General features: G+C 62.6%; 18 protein-coding genes and 1 tRNA gene. 14 read left to right on the top strand and 5 right to left on the bottom strand.

The genetic code is table 11. The annotated features are described in order from the left end of the window. Positions 1-49: 49 nt before the first annotated feature. The gene (locus HPQ64_RS04225) at positions 50-850 is read left to right on the top strand and encodes a hypothetical protein (RefSeq protein ID WP_172887109.1); all 801 of its coding nucleotides are present in this window, start codon (positions 50-52) and stop codon (positions 848-850) included. A gap of 9 nt (positions 851-859) precedes the next feature. On the opposite strand, the gene HPQ64_RS04220 is transcribed toward HPQ64_RS04225, so the two are convergent. From HPQ64_RS04220 to hemC, 5 genes are all read right to left on the bottom strand, one after another. After that, positions 860-935, bottom strand: a tRNA-Thr gene (locus HPQ64_RS04220). Between the two features lie 914 nt (positions 936-1849). Further along, positions 1850-3562 carry a heme biosynthesis protein HemY gene (locus tag HPQ64_RS04215; protein ID WP_172887108.1) on the bottom strand — a complete coding sequence of 571 codons (1713 nt, stop codon included), beginning with the start codon at positions 3560-3562 and terminating at the stop codon, positions 1850-1852. 77 nt (positions 3563-3639) lie between these two features. Next, positions 3640-5475, bottom strand: a complete 1836-nt coding sequence (locus HPQ64_RS20840; protein ID WP_246270273.1) for a COG4223 family protein — start codon at positions 5473-5475, stop codon at positions 3640-3642. Between the two features lie 75 nt (positions 5476-5550). Continuing rightward, positions 5551-6249: a uroporphyrinogen-III synthase gene (locus HPQ64_RS04205; protein ID WP_172887107.1), complete on the bottom strand. Its 699-nt coding sequence runs from the start codon at positions 6247-6249 to the stop codon at positions 5551-5553. A gap of 9 nt (positions 6250-6258) precedes the next feature. Beyond that, complete coding sequence (hemC, locus tag HPQ64_RS04200) at positions 6259-7194, bottom strand: hydroxymethylbilane synthase (protein WP_210260085.1); 936 nt, start codon at positions 7192-7194, stop codon at positions 6259-6261. Positions 7195-7237: 43 nt separating this feature from the next. Between hemC and tsaD the strand changes: the two genes are divergently transcribed. The 13 genes from tsaD (at position 7238) to HPQ64_RS04135 (ending at position 17708) form a co-directional block, all read left to right on the top strand. Beyond that, positions 7238-8383: a tRNA (adenosine(37)-N6)-threonylcarbamoyltransferase complex transferase subunit TsaD gene (tsaD, locus tag HPQ64_RS04195; RefSeq protein ID WP_425483792.1), complete on the top strand. Its 1146-nt coding sequence runs from the start codon at positions 7238-7240 to the stop codon at positions 8381-8383. Beyond that, on the top strand, positions 8383-8889 hold the full coding sequence (locus HPQ64_RS04190) for an NUDIX hydrolase (RefSeq protein ID WP_210260084.1): 507 nt from the start codon (positions 8383-8385) through the stop codon (positions 8887-8889). The genes tsaD and HPQ64_RS04190 overlap by 1 nt, the downstream gene beginning before the upstream one ends. Positions 8890-8891: 2 nt before the next feature. Next, the gene (locus tag HPQ64_RS04185) at positions 8892-9893 is read left to right on the top strand and encodes an NAD(P)H-dependent glycerol-3-phosphate dehydrogenase (protein ID WP_172888500.1); all 1002 of its coding nucleotides are present in this window, start codon (positions 8892-8894) and stop codon (positions 9891-9893) included. A gap of 101 nt (positions 9894-9994) precedes the next feature. Continuing rightward, entirely contained in the window at positions 9995-10282 is a 288-nt protein-coding gene (locus HPQ64_RS04180; RefSeq protein ID WP_172887105.1) for a YciI family protein, read from the top strand. 5 nt (positions 10283-10287) lie between these two features. Further along, positions 10288-10707 carry an EVE domain-containing protein gene (locus tag HPQ64_RS04175; RefSeq protein ID WP_172887104.1) on the top strand — a complete coding sequence of 140 codons (420 nt, stop codon included), beginning with the start codon at positions 10288-10290 and terminating at the stop codon, positions 10705-10707. Further along, positions 10668-11363 carry a class I SAM-dependent methyltransferase gene (locus HPQ64_RS04170; protein ID WP_172887103.1) on the top strand — a complete coding sequence of 232 codons (696 nt, stop codon included), beginning with the start codon at positions 10668-10670 and terminating at the stop codon, positions 11361-11363. The genes HPQ64_RS04175 and HPQ64_RS04170 overlap by 40 nt, the downstream gene beginning before the upstream one ends. 160 nt (positions 11364-11523) lie before the next feature. Then, positions 11524-12693: a M20 aminoacylase family protein gene (locus HPQ64_RS04165; protein ID WP_172887102.1), complete on the top strand. Its 1170-nt coding sequence runs from the start codon at positions 11524-11526 to the stop codon at positions 12691-12693. Positions 12694-12762: 69 nt separating this feature from the next. Beyond that, positions 12763-13269 (top strand): GNAT family N-acetyltransferase, encoded by a 507-nt coding sequence (locus tag HPQ64_RS04160; protein WP_172887101.1) that lies wholly within the window; start codon positions 12763-12765, stop codon positions 13267-13269. A 26-nt stretch (positions 13270-13295) separates the two neighbouring features. Beyond that, on the top strand, positions 13296-14057 hold the full coding sequence (locus HPQ64_RS04155; protein WP_210260082.1) for a sulfite exporter TauE/SafE family protein: 762 nt from the start codon (positions 13296-13298) through the stop codon (positions 14055-14057). 26 nt (positions 14058-14083) lie between these two features. Next, entirely contained in the window at positions 14084-15016 is a 933-nt protein-coding gene (locus HPQ64_RS04150; protein ID WP_172887099.1) for a threonine/serine dehydratase, read from the top strand. A gap of 164 nt (positions 15017-15180) precedes the next feature. Further along, complete coding sequence (locus HPQ64_RS04145; protein ID WP_172887098.1) at positions 15181-16011, top strand: class I SAM-dependent methyltransferase; 831 nt, start codon at positions 15181-15183, stop codon at positions 16009-16011. Positions 16012-16093: 82 nt separating this feature from the next. Next, positions 16094-17206, top strand: a complete 1113-nt coding sequence (gene leuB, locus HPQ64_RS04140; RefSeq protein ID WP_172887097.1) for a 3-isopropylmalate dehydrogenase — start codon at positions 16094-16096, stop codon at positions 17204-17206. Between the two features lie 76 nt (positions 17207-17282). Beyond that, a complete protein-coding gene (locus tag HPQ64_RS04135; protein WP_172887096.1) occupies positions 17283-17708 on the top strand; it encodes a hypothetical protein in 426 nt (141 codons plus the stop codon). Positions 17709-17722: the final 14 nt, after the last annotated feature.

Raw genomic sequence — 17722 nt, 5'->3', positions numbered from 1 at the left:
CATATCTATGCTAGTGTCGTGTCAAATGGCCCACGGCGAGAAAAAAGACATGGTCGAAACGGATGGCTCAGTTATCGGCATCGACGTCGGTTGTTCACCGACACGCCGATCAAGCGCGATCTGTAGACTCAATTGGACCAGCTCACTCGTTTCATGGGAGATCATTCGGTTCCGAGCATGTGAACCAGAACGCGAGCGGGCTATTGCTGAGATTGCCGGCGATCACCAGATCACAGTTGCAGCCTTCGACGGTCCATTGCGCCAGGGCTTCGATATCATAGGTCGCTATCGGACTGCCGAGCGGATGCTGACTCGACGCTTGCGTCCGTTGATCGGCAAACCGGGACAATCCAGCGCGCCGATTGGCAAGTTGCTGAACCATCATGCCAACGAGTGCGTTCGCCATGTTGTTGCACATGGCGATGTGCGGGACGCACAGCACGGTGTTGCGATCGACACTAAGGCTCTGGTCGAGGCTTTCCCGAGTTCTTTCCTCGGCTTAATGATAAGCGATCCTAGGGCCCTCGCCGCGCGTAGAGGTGACCGATCAGACACATTTTTCCAACATCTTGCAGTAAGTGGCGGCCTAGAATCGCTGATTGAGCACTGTCTTCCAGGAAGGCATCTCGCCACCGATCCAAGCGGCATCTTCAACCATGACGACCGAGCGGCCTTCGTCTGTGCGTTGACGGCGCTGAGTGTTGCGGCGGGTGATTTCGTTGCGGTTGGTGACCATATCGATGGCTGGGTCATTCTGCCTCCACGGCAGTTTATCCAACCCGCTCAATGGGACCTACTGAGCCAGAATGCAAACGGGGAGGCAGCGGGGGCGCTACACATCGTCAATTAACCTGGGAAGTGGTGCCGCTTGCGTGACTCGAACACGCGACCCCATCATTACGAATGATGTGCTCTACCAACTGAGCTAAAGCGGCTTACCAAGCGCAGGGCAACTACTATCGCCCTACTATGTTTTCCCTCAGGCCGCCAACCCATTGGCTTTGAACGGCTTTCGCAATCAGACCCGCTAATTACGAATGACGTGCTCTACCAACTGAGCTAATGCGGCCTACCAGATGCGAGGGCAAAGGTTGCCCCGCTATGTGTCGATTTTCGCCAAGCGATCATTCTGTTCCAACCTGACAAGCAGGCCGATCTATCGCATGTCGGCGAGGCAAGCGGCGGAGAACCCCGCCGATGCCGAAGTGACCGCTTGATAGCCGAGGCGGCCCGGCAACGCAAGAGGGTTTGATGCGCGAATTCCGCTTGTGGATGCGCGGGCAGGAGAACTTTCCATGACGGGGCGCCAGCAGCCTAACGGCGCCATCGCCCTGGCCTGATCGAAGGTCCAATCCACAAAGCCGAAAGTTCTCCGTTTTCGGCCGGTTCGCCGAAGCGCCCCATCGGATCTGGGCCAGAGACCATCGAGAATTCGCTTCCACTGAGCGATGGAACTGAGGTTCATGCCGAAATGGGACGCGGCTCGCCAAGCTCACGATCTTTGTATTCGGGGCTGCAGGGCTTTCGAAGATGACAGGCCATATGCCTCACACTCGGCGTCATCCCGGACTTGATCCGGGATCCAACCCACTTCACCAAATACTTTGGAATATCGAATTTTTCGCGGAAATTTCCTGCTGAAATCGATGCCGCCCTCGCATGTTGAACCGTAATTGGACCCCGCTCGCAGGCCGGGGCGACGCTGGAGAAGGAGCGAGCTCCGTGCAAAATCCCATGGGAATATCTTTACCGGACAGAAGTGGCCCGCGCCCGTGAAGATCGGGGGTCTTCACCCGGGCGAAGACGACCGAAAGGCTGGATTCGAACGAACCGCAAGGATTCGCCTGCCCTAATTGAAGAACCGGAAGCCGCCTTTCGCAGCCGTTTCTTCCTTTTCCTCCGGGCCCGGATCGTCCGGCATGTGCTTCAGCGGAAAGTCGATCGTCTCCACCTTCCCGGCCTCCGCCTTGTCGCGCCTGGCGCCATCGCCCGAAGCTTCGCCAGCCTCGGCCTTGTTTGTGGGCCTCGCCTCAACACCCTGTGCCGCCGGTTTTTCAGGAGCGATGATTTCGGCTTCCGCCGGCTCCTTTTCGGCGGCCGCGCTTTCGGCTGGCCCGGGTTGAGCGTCCTTCGCAGGCTCGGGCGCGGGCTTTGTTTCCGCTTCCGATTCCGCAGGCGTTTCGACGCGCGGTTTCACCACCGGCTCCGGCTTCTTCTCCGGCAGGCTCGGCAAGGCTGCAAGCAGGCTTTCGTCGATCGTCTCCAACTCGTCCTCCGGGTGGGCGGCAGGCGGCTCCGTCCACTCGAAGGCGTCAAGACGCCCGCTCAGCGGCGAGACCGGCGCCCATTCGTCGGAAACGATACCATCCGCCACCCAGGTCGGGTCGGCCGGCGCGCGCACCGCGCGCGAAAGCCATTCGCGCACTCGGCCTCTGTCGCCGTTTTCCTTTTCCTCCAGTTCCGCCATCAACAGGCAGGCGCGCCGCGCCGGATTTGAACGCAGAACACTGGCGAGCTTTTCGCGCGCGAGCCCCCAATCCGACGCCTCGATCGCGGCCGTGGCCACGGCGAGCGCGCCATCCGTGCTGTTGGGCCTCAACGCGGCGAGCGACTTCACGCGGGCAAGACGGTCTTGCGCGGAATCGCCGGTTCGTGCGTGGGCGTAGGCCTCCGCCAGATCGGGATGCGGCTTCGCCTTCCACGTGGTCTCGACGATCTTTAGCGTCTTGCGGATTTCACCGCGCCGCGTGAAGAGCCTTGCAGCGAGGGCGGCCGCGGGAACGAGATCGGGCGCGAGGCCATGCGCTTCATAAGCAAGCTGACGCGCGTGGTCCGGCTCCCGGTCCTCCAGCTCCATCGCGCGCGCGGTCATGATGACGGCCTTGTGGCGGCGGAAGGTCTTCTTGTCGATGAGCCTGGCGGCGTAGTTGCGCTCCAGCGTGCGCTGCGCCTTCTCCCAGTCCTCGCCCATCGCCTGGTAACCGAGCACGGCCCGCCCGGCCCAGGGCAGGCCCGGCACCAGCTCGGCCGCTTCCTCGGCGTAGTGGCGCGCGGCGACCGGCTCGTCCAGGCGCTCCGCCTCGATGAAGAGCCCGTGCAGGCCCACGGCCTTGAGGCGCGGGTCCTCCAGCATATCCTCAAAGCGCCTGCGCGCTTCCTCGCGGTCGCCTGAAAGCTGCGCGGTCTGGGCAAGCAACAGCTTCGCCGCCGGCTCTCCCTTCAGAAGTTTCGCGGCTTCCGCGCCATATCGTTTGGCCGACGGCGCATCGCCGACGCCGAGCGCCACAAGCCCCTTGGAAAGGGCGTCGTAGCCGCGGTCCTTCTTGCGGCGGCGCCAGAAACGCGCGGCGATGTCCGGCGAACGCAGCACCGTACGCAAGGCGCCCCATAACAGATGCACGACGGCGAAGGCGGCGGCGATGATGACCAGCGCCGTCATGACGCCCATCTCGATCCTGTAGCCCTGCCAGTCGAGAGAGATGATGCCGGGCCGCTCCGCGACCCAGGCAGCGCCCAGCGCAAGGGCGAATACGACGCCCATGAAGATCAATACCCGGATCATGACTGAGCTCTCCTGCCCATCGCGCACTTCCCTGCCAACTTTACGGAATGGCTGTTCTTATACCGTCAGACTTCGCTTCAACTGCCGGATTTGGCCAGCTCTTTGAGGACACTGTCCGTTACCTTAGCGACCAGCTCGTCAGCCGCAACCCGCGCTTTCGCCGCAGCCACCCAGTCCGCACCCGCCGCCTGCACCTCTTCGGGCAACGCGCCGTAGGCTTCGATCGCGCCCTTGAAGTCGCCCGCCTGGACGCGCGCCTCCATCCGCCCGAGCGCGGCGGAAGGTGTTGCCTCGTCGCTTTCGCCCGGCGTGCGTACGCTGACAAGCGAGCGGGCATTCGCCAGGAACGAATCGACCAGATCATCGCCTTGTGGCTGGTCGAGCGCGGCCGTCATCGCGCGTGCGACTGCCGGAAACCGCGCTGCCAGGCGCGCGCGCGTGGGCAGGCCGTCTGCCGCATGCGCTTCGAGGGCGGCAAGATCGGTATCGCCGGGGAGCACACCCTTGACCGCGGCAAGCTGCGTTTCATAGGGGCGCCCCTCATCGACAGCGGCGGCGAGCGACGAAACCGCGACGGCGCGCGCCGCCGTCTCGCGTGCCGTTGCATCGCCGAGCCGGCTTTCGATCGGTCCAAGCCGCGCATTCACTTCCGCGATATCGGCTTGCAGGGCCGCCACGTTCTCCTGAACGATCGCAAGCGCCTGCCTTGACGTTTCGGTCGCCGTATTCAGCGTCTGAGAGAGGGAGGCGGTGGTCTTCGCCTGCTCGTCGATGCTCGCGCCAAGAGCTTCGATCTGGGCCGGCAGCGCCTTAAGCGGCTCAAGTTCGGAAGCGACCGTATCGAGCCGCGAGGATATTTCGGCCTGGGCGGCCTCTGTTTCCTGCTGCCGCTTTTCCAGCGCCGCAAGGCCGGCGCTTTCCCCGGCAGTTCCCGAGGAGACGAAGCGGCGCAACTCCGCAAGGCCGGTTTTCAGGTCTTCGATTTCGCCCGAAACAGCCTGGCTTGCTTCCGATCCTGCGGCTGCGGCACTGTCCTCAAGGGCGGAGAGACGGGCCTCAAGCGCGCTCACGGCATCGCCCGCCGCGCCACCCGATGCCGCCGATTGGGCGAGCTCAGCAAGGCGGTTCTCAAGCGTTTCCACCCGCGTTTGCGCGGCTTCAAGCGCTGCGCGCAATTCGTCTGAGGCTCCCTGACCGGAAACGGTCAGTATTCCGGCGAGGTTCATGGCGTAGCCGCCACCGGCAACCAGGACGGCGCCGATGACGCCGGCGGCGATCAGCTTGCCGAAGCCGGCGCCTTCCTTTTGCTCCGCTTTCTGTTCCGCCTTCGGCGGAGGAGGTGCGGAAGCGGCAGGAGCGCCTATCGTCTTGTCCTCCGGCTTGGCCGTGGTGTCCGCACCGGGTTTCGCGCCTGATGCGGCGGCGGATTTCTCGTCCGGTTTGGTGGAGGAAGTGGCGGTTTTGGCGCCGGCGGGCTTCTCCGCCTTATCCCCGGCCGCTGGCCCTGGCGTATCCTTGCCGGCGGAAGCCGTTGCCGCACCTGCGCTCGCCGTGGACGCGGGAGAGGCAGAGCCCTTTGCCTCGGAAGGCTTTGCCATTTCCCTCGCGCCCTCGGGCTTCGTGTCCTGCGTCTTGCCGCTGGCGGAAGGCCCTGTCCCGGATTTGCCGGCGGAGGCCGTCTGCGATTGGCCGGATTGCGAGGTCCCGGCCTTCGCTTCAGGCGAGGGAGAAGTGCCACGGGAGGATTTCTCATCTCCCTTTTTGGAATTCTCTTTTACCTCGCTGGCCGCTTTTTTAACCTCGCTGGCCTCCAGGTCGATCGTCACCGGTTTGCGCGCGCTGCCGGAATACGATCCTGAACCTTGCTGCCCGGAGCCCTGGGTTTTGCCCGGTTTGCCCTTGTCGGCTGCCATAGACTCTTCCTCCTGAAACGCGACCGGCCGGATAACGCTTTATCGCGAAACCCGAATTCGATTCCACTTCGTTCTTTAGCACGGCGGCGGCAGAAGCGCGAAGAGCGCCTCTTCGTTCGGCTCTCGCGCCGTGATGACCTCAAATCGCCCCGCAAGCGGTTCACCGGCCTGCTTCGAGATCGAGAACGCCTTGAAATTGCGGCGTATTTTCAAGATGTTGGTCAATCGCTCGAAAGTCTCCGCCGAGCGTCGGGAATAGACCAGAACCGCATCGATCCCGCCCGTCTCAAGGCCGGTCGAGACATCATCCGGCAGCTCCGACGCTACGTTTGCGGCGTAAATCTCGACCGTGCGGCAGTCGATCCCGAAGGCCGCTAGTTTTCCGCCAAGATCGCCGCTCCTCTCCCGTCCGGCCAAATAGAGCACCGTACTGCCAACGCCCGATCCGCCTATCAAGGCGGCAAGATCGCCGACCGTTCCCCGACCTGTGGCGACATTGGCGGCACCAGCGTCCTTCGCGGCCCTTGCGGATTTCTCGCCGACTGCAAAAACCGGCAGATCCCTCAAACACTTCCACTCATCGCGGCACAATACGGCATCAATCGCGCGGGCACTCGTTACCGCCACGGCAGCAATACCGGAACACGGTATTTCCGCGTTTACAATCGCTTCCACTTCCAGCAAGGGCGCCACGACGGCATCATGGCCCAGCGCGCGCAGCCTTGCCGCTGTTTTCGAAGCCTGAGGCTCGGGCCGGGTGACAAGAAGCCGCACTCAACCTCCTCAATGCGCAAAGAAATTCGGCCCGCCGCGCGCCTTCAGTTCCTGCCCGGCATCGGCGCCAAGGGCAGCCGCATCCTCAGCGGCACCCTCGCGCGAGGTCTCGTGAACCTCGCGCCCATCCGGTTTCAATATCAGGCCCCGGAAGCTGACTTTGCCGCCTTCAAACCGCGCGAGCCCGCCGATCGGCGTGCGGCAGGAGCCGTCGAGTTCCTTGAGAAACGCCCGTTCGGCAAGCAGGCAGATTTCCGTCTCCCGGTCGTGGATTGCGCTGAGCAGATCAAGCGTTTCGCGGTCGTCCCGCCTCGTTTCAATGCAGATCGCGCCCTGACCGACGGCGGGAAGGAAGTCGTCCGTCTCAAGCAGTGAGGTCACCACATCGCCAAGCCCAAGCCGGTTCAGACCGGCGGCGGCAAGCAAGGTGGCGTCGACCTCGCCTTCTTCGAGTTTCCTCAGCCTCGTCTGTACGTTACCGCGATAGGTGACGACCGAAATATCGGGCCTCAGGCGGCGGATCATTGCCTGCCGGCGCAAGGAAGACGAACCGACGACCGCGCCTTCGGGGAGATCGGAAAGCGTCGCCGCCTTAGGCGAAATGAAGGCATCGCGAACGTCCTCGCGCGGCAGGAACGTCGAAATTTCCAGCCCGTCGGGCAGAACGGTCGGCATATCCTTCGAGGAGTGAACGGCGAGATCGATCGAACCGTCGAGCAGCGCGACCTCGATTTCCTTGGTAAAAAGCCCCTTGCCGCCGACTTCGGAAAGCGGCCGGTCCTGTATCATGTCGCCGGATGTCTTGATGACGACGATCTCGAATCTGTCTTCTGGAAGGCCATGCGCCTCCATCAAGCGCGAGCGGGTTTCATGAGCCTGGGCAAGCGCAAGCTGGCTGCCGCGCGTGCCTATGCGGATCGTCTTTTCGGGATGTTTCGTTTGCAAGGATCGCGGTCCTGATGATAGGCGAAATTAAAAATTGCGGACGATGATGATAGACACTCTCAAGCCCTTGGCCAATGCGCCCGAAAACGGATCCAGCGACACGTCGCGGACGTTCACAGTGCTCGGCATCGAGACGAGCTGCGACGAGACGGCGGCGGCGGTCGTGCGCGGAACAGGTTCCGGGCCGGGCGAAATTCTATCGAATGTCATCCGCTCGCAAGTCGCCGAACATGCGGAATTCGGCGGCGTGGTGCCGGAAATCGCGGCTCGCGCCCATATCGATATTCTTGACGGGATCGTGGCATCCGCAATGCGGGATGCCGATGTCCGCTGGGAGAATATCGATGCGGTCGCGGCGACGGCTGGTCCGGGCCTGATCGGCGGCGTCATCGTCGGCCTGTTGACGGCGCGCGCAATTGCCGCAGCCGCGAACAAGCCGCTTGTCGCCGTCAACCATCTGGAAGGCCACGCGCTGACGGCTAGGCTGACGGACGGCCTCGCTTTCCCCTATCTCTTGCTGCTTGTCTCAGGCGGCCATACCCAGTTTCTCATGGTCAACGGCGTGGGGGATTACCGGCGTATCGGAACCACGATCGACGATGCCATCGGCGAAGCATTCGACAAGACGGCGAAGCTTCTGGGGCTTTCCTATCCGGGCGGACCCGCTGTCGAGGCGGCCGCGAAGTCCGGCGACGCTTCGCGCTTTCCGCTCCCGCGTCCGATGCTTGACCGGGCGGGCGTGGACATGTCGTTCGCAGGCCTCAAGACAGCGGTGAGGACCGCGGCCTATAACTCCGCCCCGCTTTCGGACCAGGCCGTTTCGGATCTCTGCGCCGCCTTCCAGCAGGCGGTCGCTGATGTAGTGCATGAAAAAAGTCGCCGCGCGCTCGACATCTTTTGCGAGGATCATCCGGGCAAGCCGCCCGTGCTCGTGGTTGCCGGCGGTGTCGCGGCGAACAGCGCGATCCGCGAACGGTTGACGGAACTGGCAAGGGAAACGGGCGCAAGGCTCGTCGCCCCGCCGCACGCGCTTTGCACGGATAATGCCGCGATGATCGGCTGGGTCGGTGTAGAGCGCCTTCGTCTCGGCCCGGTGGACGACAGCCGCGTCGGCCCGAGACCACGCTGGCCGCTGGATTCAAGAGCGGACGCGCTACTCGGTTCTGGACGGAAAGGGGCGAAGGCCTGATGGACCAGCGATACATGAACGGCGTGGTCCTGAACGCGCCGCCATCCCCGCCTTTCGGCCTGAAACACAAGGCTTATGTCTACCTGACCTGCGGAACCCGGCTGCTGGTCTTCTCCCAACCTGACGAACCGGAGATAGGACTTCAGGTTCCGGGCGGGACGATCGATCCCGGCGAAAGCTACCTGCACGGCGCGCGCCGGGAGTTTATGGAAGAAACCGGGCTCGTCCTGACTTCGGCACTCGACCCGCTGATCGATCAGGATGTCTTCTTCGACAATGCGGCAGGCCGAGACCTGCACCGGCGCAGGCTCTATCATGGCAGCACGGCCCGCATCGAACGCGAAGAATGGGAGCACTACGAGATGAGCCCGTCCGCCGGTGGCGACCCGATCCGCTTCCGCCTGTTCTGGATCGACCTTCATTCGGACACGGCGCGTAATCCCTCGCTCTTCTTCGCGGGCTTCGCCGAGCCTCTCGACATAATCCGCAAACGGATTGGCGAATGACCATGAGGGAACTTCGGAAAATCGCCGTGCTCGGCGGCGGGGCGTGGGGTACGGCACTCGCCCTCGTTTCCGCGCGTGCCGGCCGGGACGTCATCTTGTGGGCGCGCGATGAAAAAACGATCTCCGCGATTAACGGGACGCAGTCCAACCCGGCCTACCTGCCGGGCGTGACATTCGACGCGCCGTTTTCGGCAACGGGCGATCTCGCCATAGCTGTCTCAGGCTGCGATACGATCCTGCTCGCCACTCCGGCGCAGACAACCCGTGAAATGGCAAAGGCGCTTTCTTCATCGATCAATCCGGACACGCCCGTCGTTCTCTGTGCCAAGGGTATCGAACGCTCGACGGGCGCGCTTCTGGCCGACGTTCTTTCCGACTGCCTGCCCGAAGCAATGCCTGCCGTCTTGTCCGGGCCGAGCTTCGCCGATGATGTCGCGAAAAAGCTGCCGACAGCCGTAACCGTTGCCGCGGGGAAAGGGGAGATCGCCGATGCGCTTTCGGCCGCACTCGCCTCGGAAAGCTTCCGCCCCTACGCCTCGACGGACGTCATCGGCGTTCAGATCGGCGGGGCGTTGAAGAATGTTTTGGCGATCGCCTGCGGAGCCGTCGTCGGCCGTGGTTGGGGCGCAAGCGCGCAAGCCGCTCTTACCGCAAGGGGCTTCCGGGAGATGACGCGTCTTGGTACCGCGCTTGGCGCAAGGCCCGATACGCTGACGGGCCTTTCCGGTCTCGGCGATCTCGTCCTCACCTGTTCTTCCGCGCAATCGCGCAATTTCGCCTTCGGGCTCGAACTCGGGCGCGGAAAACCCGTCAAAAACCTTATGTCGGGCGGCAAGCTTGCCGAGGGCGTCTTTACTGCCGGTGTTGCCGTAGACCTCGGCAAGAGCCAAGGCGTCGACTTGCCGCTTTCAACGGCTGTCGATGCCGTATTGCGTGAAAAGATCGACCTCGATGCGGCGCTGGCCAGCCTGATGACGCGCCCGCTGAAACGCGAAACCGACTGACATCCAGGCGGTATGTGGCCGATTTGAAAGTGGGCCTCCATTCCGCGATTGTCTTTGGCGCGAGCCCGCCCTAACCTCCCGCGCGAAAAGGAGACCCGAAGATGCTTTACGCACTCATCTGCACCGACAAACCGCATGCGCTTCAAATCCGCAAGGACAACCGTGAGGCTCACCTCGAATTCCTCAAGGCCATGGGCAATCGGCTGAAGGCCGCCGGCCCCTTCCTCGACGACGAAGGAAACATGACCGGCTCTCTCGTGGTCATAGAAGCGGAAAACCGCGACGAGGCGCTCGCCGTTTCGCAGGAAGACCCCTATGCACGCGCGGGCCTTTTCGAAAGCGTCGAGATCCGGCCCTGGAACTGGGCCATCAAGAATCCGGAGGCGTAAGGCCCGTGCAATACTGGCTGTTCAAATCCGAGCCCTTCAAGTGGTCTTGGGAAATGCAGAAGGCCAAAGGCGAGGAAGGCGAGCCCTGGGACGGTGTGAGGAACTATCAGGCGCGCAACAACATGCGCGCCATGAAGCTTGGCGACCGTGGCTTCTTCTACCATTCCAACGAGGGCAAGGAGATCGTCGGCATCGTCGAGGTTTGCGCGCTTGCCCACCCCGACCCCACGACCGACGATCCGCGATGGGAGTGTGTGGACATCAAGGCGGTGAAGGACGTGCCAAAGCCGGTTTCCCTAGCAGCGGTGAAAGCCGAGCCGCGCCTTGAGAACATGGCGCTCGTCACCAGCATGCGGCTTTCCGTCCAGCCCGTGACGGAAGAGGAATGGAAGATCGTCTGCGAGATGGGCGGGGTCGATCCTTGACCCCGGTCCACACTGACCGAAAAAGCTTCATAAAGGCCGAAACGGCCATCCTTCCCGTTCCGAATGCGCCCGAGATCCGGCTTCACCTTGCCGACGAGGCGATGGCGCTTTGGGAAAAGACCGAAGAGGAACTGGGCGCCCTGGGCCTGCCGCCGCCGTTTTGGGCGTTCGCCTGGGCGGGCGGGCAAGCGCTTGCCCGCTACATCCTGGACAATCCGGATATCGTCGCGGGCAAGCGTGTCTTCGACTTCGCGGCCGGGTCCGGCCTCGTCGGGATCGCGGCGGCCAAGGCGGGGGCGGCAAAGGTAACGGCCAGCGAAATCGACGACTATGCCATTGCCGCGATCGAGTTGAACGGCGAACTCAACGGCATTCGTCTGGAAACGACCTTTGCGGATGTCACGCAAGGCGACATCCCGGAAGCGGATGTGATGTTCTGCGGCGATGTCTTTTATGAAAAACCGATGGCGGAGCGTGTCGTCGCCTTCCTCGACAGGCTTTTGAAGCGCGGCGTGCCCGTTTATATCGGCGATCCCGGCCGGTCTTATCTTCCAAAGGAGCGGCTTGTGGGGCTCGCGACCTACGAGATCGAGGTAATCCGTTCCCTGGAAGATGCCGAAATCAAAAAGACGAGCGTTTTCAAATTCGTGAGCTAGGTGGCCCGTTCGCTCCCGCATCACCGCCGGATGTACTTCCTAAAAATATGATGATACGGGACTTGCGCCTATGGGCCATTCCGCATGAGATACGTGCTTTCCTGCCCTCTCGCCCGACCCATATTCGCGGGCGGAACCCAAAAAACACCAGAGGACCGCAATGCCGATCGTAAATCGTTTTGCCGATCTTTCCGAAGAAATCACCGAATGGCGCCGGGACATTCACGCCAATCCGGAGCTTCTCTACGATGTTCACCGCACTGCGGCACTGGTGGAGGAAAAGCTCAAGGCTTTCGGCCTCGACGAAGTGGTCCCCGGCATCGGCAAGACCGGTGTCGTCGGCGTTATCAAGGGAAAGTCGGACGCATCCGGCAAGGTGATCGGCCTGCGCGCCGATATGGACGCCCTGCCGATCGAGGAAATCACCGGCAAGCCTTACGCTTCGACGGTGCCTGGCAAGATGCACGCCTGCGGCCATGACGGCCACACCGCGATGCTTCTGGGGGCTGCCAAATATCTGTCCGAGACGCGCAACTTCGACGGCACCGTGGTCGTCATCTTCCAGCCGGCCGAGGAGGGCGGCGCGGGCGCCAAGGCCATGATCGACGACGGCCTGATGACGCGGTTCGGCATCCAGGAAGTCTACGGCATGCACAACATGCCCGGCGCGCCGGTGGGAACCTTCGCGATCCGTCCCGGTCCGCTGATGGCGGCAGCAGACCGGCTGACGATCGAGGTGGAGGGCAAGGGCTGCCACGCCGCGAAGCCGCATGAAGGCATCGACACGATCTTGGTTGCGAGCCAGATCATCAATTCGCTGCAATCCATCGCAAGCCGCAATGCCGATCCCCTTGAATCCGTCGTCGTGTCCATCACCATGTTCAACGCAGGCTTCACGGACAATGTGATCCCGCAGACGGCCACGCTGCGCGGCACCGTCCGCACGCTCACCCCCGAGATGCGCGACATGGCGGAGGAGCGCGTCAAGCGCATCGCGACCTCTGTGGCTGAAGCTTACGGCGCGACTGCGACGGTAAACTACCGCCGTGATTATCCGGTGACCGTGAACAACGCCGAGAAGATGGAATTCGCCGCCTCCATCGCCGCCCAGATCGTCGGCGAGGAGAACGTGGAACTCAACGTTCCGCCGACGATGGGCGGCGAGGACTTTGCCTTCATGCTGGAGGAGCGCCCCGGCGCCTTCATCTTCGCCGGCAACGGCGACAGCGCCATGCTTCACCATCCGGCCTATGACTTCAACGACGAGCTGATCCCCGTCGGTTGCTCCTATTGGGTGAAGCTCGTCGAGACAGCGCTCGCCGCGAAGTAAGCCTTGTCGCAGGCGAAAGCATATCCCGGCGGGCAAAGCCCGCCGGGCCCGCCAACCGATGAGAATTTCATGTCCGACAGCGACGAGAGCAAAATCACGATCCGCGAGGTGGGCGAGATCGACGATGACGATCGCAGCTTCATCTTCAGCCTGTCGGAGCGTCTTGCGCGCGTTGCCGGGCTTGCCTGGTACACGGGCGACGAGCTGATCGAATTCCAGAACCGCTATATCGCTTCATTTCTGGCGAAGAAGCCGGAAGACCGTCTGCTTCTCATTGCAGAAGACACAGGCGGGACGCGCCGCGGATTCGCGGGAGCGGAGGAACGCCCGGACGAGGTGACCGGCGAACCCACAGCGCACCTGAGCCTGCTGGCGGTAACGCAAGAAGCGGAAGGCGAGGGCGCGGCGCGTGCGCTTGTCGGGGCGTTCGAGGCATCGGCGGCCGAACAGGGATACCGCCTCGCAAATCTCGCCGTCTTCGCGAACAACGAACGAGGCCGCGCATTCTACGAGCGGCTTGGGTATTTCAACGACACGATGACGATGACGAAACCTCTGGCTTCCGGGAACGGATAGACGCTTCGCATTACATGGACGCATTGATGGGCCTTCTCCTTCCCGATAGCATTTCCCCTGTCGTCGGATCCTTCCTGATATTCGCAAGTTTCTTCACCTCAGCCCTCACGGCGGCACTCGGCCTTGGCGGAGGCGCGGCCCTTATCGCCATCATGGCCAACCTGATGCCAATTGCCGCGCTAGTTCCCGTGCACGGTGCGGTACAGATCGGCTCCAACGCGGGCCGCGCGATCGTGCAGATACGCCATGTCGACTGGGCGATCCTTGCCTGGTTTTCAGCCGGCGCCATCGCGGGAGCCGCCATTGGCGGGTCGATTGCGGTAGAGCTGCCCGCGCCCGTCCTGCGGCTGGGGATCGGGCTTTTCATCCTCTGGATGCTTTGGGGAAAGGTGCCCCGCTTTCACGAAGCGCCTAAACGGGTTATCGCGGCAACGGGTTTCATCGCGACGGCGCTCAGCATGTTTTTCGGCGCCGCCGGCCCGATCGGCGGGGCCGTGCTGTCGAAACTCGGTCTCTCCCGGCACGGCTTCGTAGCAACGCAGGCGGTCACCGCGCTTACCATGCACGTCCTCAAAATCATTACCTTCGGTTTGCTCGGTTTCGCCTTCGCGCCCTGGCTCGGGCTTATCACGGCGATGATCGCGAGCGGCTTCCTCGGGACGTTGTTCGGAAGCAGACTTCTGACATCCATGAAGGATGAAACGTTTCGCAAGGGCTTCAAGCTCGTTATGACGGTCCTTGCGCTCAATCTGCTGTGGCGCGCCGTTCTGGAGATGGCCGGCGGCTGATCCTGCAAACATCGCGAGGTTCGAATATGCTTGTCTCCCCGGATGATATTGCAGCCGCCCATGACCGTGTTCGCCAGCATGTCCGCCGAACGCCGGTCATGGAGTCAGGCGCGGGCTCTTTCGGCCTCGACAGATCATTGTCCCTGAAGCTTGAGCTTTTCCAGCATTCGGGCTCCTTCAAGGCGCGCGGCGCCTTCAACAACCTTTTGTCGCGCGAAATACCGGCCGCTGGCGTCGCCGCCGCATCCGGCGGCAATCATGGAGCTGCCGTCGCGTTCGCCGCACGGGCCCTCGACAAGCGGGCCGACATTTTCGTCCCCGAGACATCTTCTGCACCGAAGATCGCCAAGATCCGGAGTTTCGGAGCGAACCTTCACGTGAGCGGCAAGCGATATGCCGATGCCGCCGAAGCCTGCAGGCGACACCGCGAGGAAACGGGCGCGATCGACATTCACGCCTATGATGCGGTGGAAACGATCGCGGGCCAGGGCACCGTCGCCCTTGAATGGGGCGAACAGGAGCCGGATCTCGACACGGTTCTGGTGGCGGTGGGCGGCGGAGGGTTGATTTCCGGCATCGCGGCGTGGTTCGACGGCAAGGTAAAGGTCGTGGGAGTAGAGCCTGTCGGCTCATGTGCGCTGCAGGCCGCGCTCGACGCGGGAGGTCCCGTCGATGTCGACGTGGACAGCATCGCCGCCGACAGCCTTGGCGCAAAGCGCTGCGGCGACCTTGCCCATGCGATCTGCAAGGAGAAGATCGACCGCGTGGTCCTGGTTGGCGACGATGCCATCGCCGAGGCGCAGTCGCGCCTGTGGCTGGAAGCTCAAATCGCCGCCGAGCCCGGAGGTGCGACGGCCCTTGCCGCGCTCATCTCCAACGCCTACCGGCCGCAGCCCGGCGAAAGGGTGGGCGTGCTGGTATGTGGAGGCAATGTCGACCCTTCGACGCTGGCAACCTGAGGGTTACGCCATATCCGGAAATTCGAAGGCAATACAACCTAACATCATGAAATGATTGATCGAATCGACATGTAAACCATATCTTAAATTTTAGAAAATTCGAAAATTACGTTGCGGCTTTATACGCTACCATGGGTTCGGCACAGGAATTGAGAGAGCCGACCATGAAGACGCTCAATAGTTCAGCCGCCGATCAGGCCCCGGCCATTGCGCGAGTTCCCTCCATGACCGACCTTACGGCCCGGGCGTTCATGAGCGCACGGGTCGCGAGCAAGCTTGCGCGCGAACGCCTTTCTCCCCCCGAAGCGCATATCTTCGAGCGCTACAGGCAGGTTTACGAAAACCGCCGCGTGCTCGACCTCGGCGTCGGCTCGGGCCGCACCACCGGTCCGCTGCTGAAACACGCCGCCGACTACCTCGGCACGGATATATCGCCGCAAATGCTTGCCCATGCCAGGAAACGCCATCCGGCCGCGCGTTTCACGGTTTCCGACCTGCGCGAACTCGAAAAGCTGGGCGAACCTGCGTTCGATTTCATCCTGATCGCCTACAACACCATCGACGTGCTGACGCACGATGACCGGATATCTTTCCTGCGAGCCGTCCGCGACCGGCTAACCCCCGAAGGTCTTTTCGTCTTTTCCACCCACAACCGCGCCTGGACGATGGCTGGGAGCCCGCCCAAATTGCCCCGCAAGACACCCCAGGTCGGTTGGCCGCGCTACGGCTGGCGCTTCATCAAGGCGATGAGGGCGCTCAAGAACCACCATAGGCTTGCGCGGTTCCAACGCTCGGAAAACGAATACGCCATCATTACGGGATCCATTCATCGCAGCGGCCTTGTCTATTGCATCGACCGCGAAGCTCAGGAGCGGCAGCTCGCGTCAGCAGGTTTCAACGTGGTTTCCGCCCACGCGATCGACGGCAGGGAGTTGAGACCAGGCGACCTCGCTCCCGACAGCTACAACCTGCATTTCGTCTGTTCTGCGGCGTAAATGTGCTGCAATCTTGCCAAGAGGCCTGAGAGGCTTTAGCAGAACGGGTCGAACAATCATCCCGAAGGCGGAAAGACGACCCATGGCAACCCACAAGCTCCTGCTCCTGCCCGGCGACGGTATCGGCCCGGAAATCATGGCCGAGGTCAAGAAAGTCATCGCGTGGCTGAACGCACGCGGCGGCGACACCTTCGAGACGGAGGAGGACCTTGTCGGCGGCGCGGCCTATGACGCCCACGGCAAGGCGATCTCCGAGGACGCCATGCAAAAGGCGCTTGCCGCCGATGCCGTCATTTTCGGCGCGGTCGGCGGCCCCAAGTGGGACAAGGTCGGCTACGATGTGAGGCCCGAAGCCGGCCTGCTGCGCCTGCGCAAGGATCTTGAGCTTTTCGCCAATCTGCGGCCGGCCATCTGCTATCCGGCACTGGCCGATGCGTCATCTCTGAAGCACGACGTCATCGAGGGTCTCGATATCCTCATTCTGCGGGAGCTGACCGGCGGCGTGTACTTCGGCGAACCGAAGGAGATCACCGATCTCGGCAATGGCCAGAAGCGCGGCGTCGACACGCAGGTCTACGATACCTACGAGATCGAACGTATCGCCAAGATGGCCTTCGAGCTTGCGCGCACCCGCCGCAACAAGGTCACCTCCATGGAAAAGCGCAACGTCATGAAAACCGGTGTGCTCTGGCATGACGTGGTCGACGACGTCCACAAGCACGGCTACGAGGACGTTGAGCTGGAGCATATGCTGGCCGATGCCGGTGGCATGCAACTCGTGCGCTGGCCGAAACAGTTCGACGTGATCGTAACCGACAACCTGTTCGGCGACATGCTGTCGGACGTGGCGGCGATGCTGACCGGCTCCCTTGGCATGCTGCCTTCCGCATCGCTGGGCGCGCCGGATGCGAAGACCGGCAAGCGCAAGGCCCTTTACGAGCCGGTGCACGGTTCCGCTCCGGACATCGCCGGAACGGGCGCGGCCAACCCGATTGCCATGATCGCTTCCTTCGGGATGGCGCTGCGCTATTCGTTCGACATGATCGAGGAAGCCGATCTCGTGGACAAGGCGATCGCCACCGCCCTCGACAAGGGCTTGCGCACGCGGGATCTCGCCACGCAGGGCGAAGCGACGGTCAGCACTGCCGAGATGGGCGATGCCATCGTCGCCGAGCTCGAAAACATGAGTGCCTGATCCAGATATACGCGCTGACGAAGCCCCGGCATACGCCGGGGCTTATCGCGTTACGGGTAATGTGAGTAAGGCATCCATGTCCGACACAGTTGAAAAGATCGCACCCTTCCTCGGCACCTGGCTGCTCGACCACGACGAGAGCGAGTTCGACCAGAGCGCGCCGCCGCAATCCGCCTCCTGCCGCATCGAAGAGGAATTCGGGCTTGTCCGCATTCTGATGACGGTCGTGGAAGCGGACGGCGAGAAGATGGAAGCGGAGATTTCCGGCGTCCCCGACGGCCCGGAAACACGGATGAGCGAAAGCGGCCTCATAGACAGGCTGTCGCTCTATTTCGAAGGCGAACGGACCCTGACGTCGGAAGGAAAACGAAAAGGCCTCACGCTTATGAGGGCGCGCAGAACCCTTTCCGAAGACGGCCGCTCGCTTGAGATAGAGCAGACCGTTGAAGTGCCGGGCGAAGGCCGCATCTCGAATTCCGCGGTCTACAAACGGGCGCAATAAAGAGACACCGCACC

This window comes from Hongsoonwoonella zoysiae (assembly GCF_013266695.1).
Lineage (GTDB): Bacteria > Pseudomonadota > Alphaproteobacteria > Rhizobiales > Stappiaceae > Hongsoonwoonella > Hongsoonwoonella zoysiae.
Note: the sequence above shows the minus strand (reverse complement) of the source record. Positions and strands in the feature narration are given on the sequence as shown.

Coding starts and splice junctions, on each gene's coding strand:
- leuB (WP_172887097.1), top strand. CDS start 16,094: ATGGCAACCCACAAGCTCCTGCTCCTGCCCGGCGACGGTATCGGCCCG.
- HPQ64_RS04180 (WP_172887105.1), top strand. CDS start 9,995: ATGCTTTACGCACTCATCTGCACCGACAAACCGCATGCGCTTCAAATC.
- HPQ64_RS04225 (WP_172887109.1), top strand. CDS start 50: ATGGTCGAAACGGATGGCTCAGTTATCGGCATCGACGTCGGTTGTTCA.
- HPQ64_RS04215 (WP_172887108.1), bottom strand. CDS start 3,562: ATGATCCGGGTATTGATCTTCATGGGCGTCGTATTCGCCCTTGCGCTG.
- HPQ64_RS04165 (WP_172887102.1), top strand. CDS start 11,524: ATGCCGATCGTAAATCGTTTTGCCGATCTTTCCGAAGAAATCACCGAA.
- HPQ64_RS04145 (WP_172887098.1), top strand. CDS start 15,181: ATGAAGACGCTCAATAGTTCAGCCGCCGATCAGGCCCCGGCCATTGCG.
- HPQ64_RS04170 (WP_172887103.1), top strand. CDS start 10,668: ATGGAAGATCGTCTGCGAGATGGGCGGGGTCGATCCTTGACCCCGGTC.
- HPQ64_RS04135 (WP_172887096.1), top strand. CDS start 17,283: ATGTCCGACACAGTTGAAAAGATCGCACCCTTCCTCGGCACCTGGCTG.
- tsaD (WP_425483792.1), top strand. CDS start 7,238: ATGATGATAGACACTCTCAAGCCCTTGGCCAATGCGCCCGAAAACGGA.
- HPQ64_RS20840 (WP_246270273.1), bottom strand. CDS start 5,475: ATGGCAGCCGACAAGGGCAAACCGGGCAAAACCCAGGGCTCCGGGCAG.
- HPQ64_RS04190 (WP_210260084.1), top strand. CDS start 8,383: ATGGACCAGCGATACATGAACGGCGTGGTCCTGAACGCGCCGCCATCC.
- HPQ64_RS04185 (WP_172888500.1), top strand. CDS start 8,892: ATGAGGGAACTTCGGAAAATCGCCGTGCTCGGCGGCGGGGCGTGGGGT.
- HPQ64_RS04155 (WP_210260082.1), top strand. CDS start 13,296: ATGGGCCTTCTCCTTCCCGATAGCATTTCCCCTGTCGTCGGATCCTTC.
- HPQ64_RS04160 (WP_172887101.1), top strand. CDS start 12,763: ATGTCCGACAGCGACGAGAGCAAAATCACGATCCGCGAGGTGGGCGAG.
- HPQ64_RS04150 (WP_172887099.1), top strand. CDS start 14,084: ATGCTTGTCTCCCCGGATGATATTGCAGCCGCCCATGACCGTGTTCGC.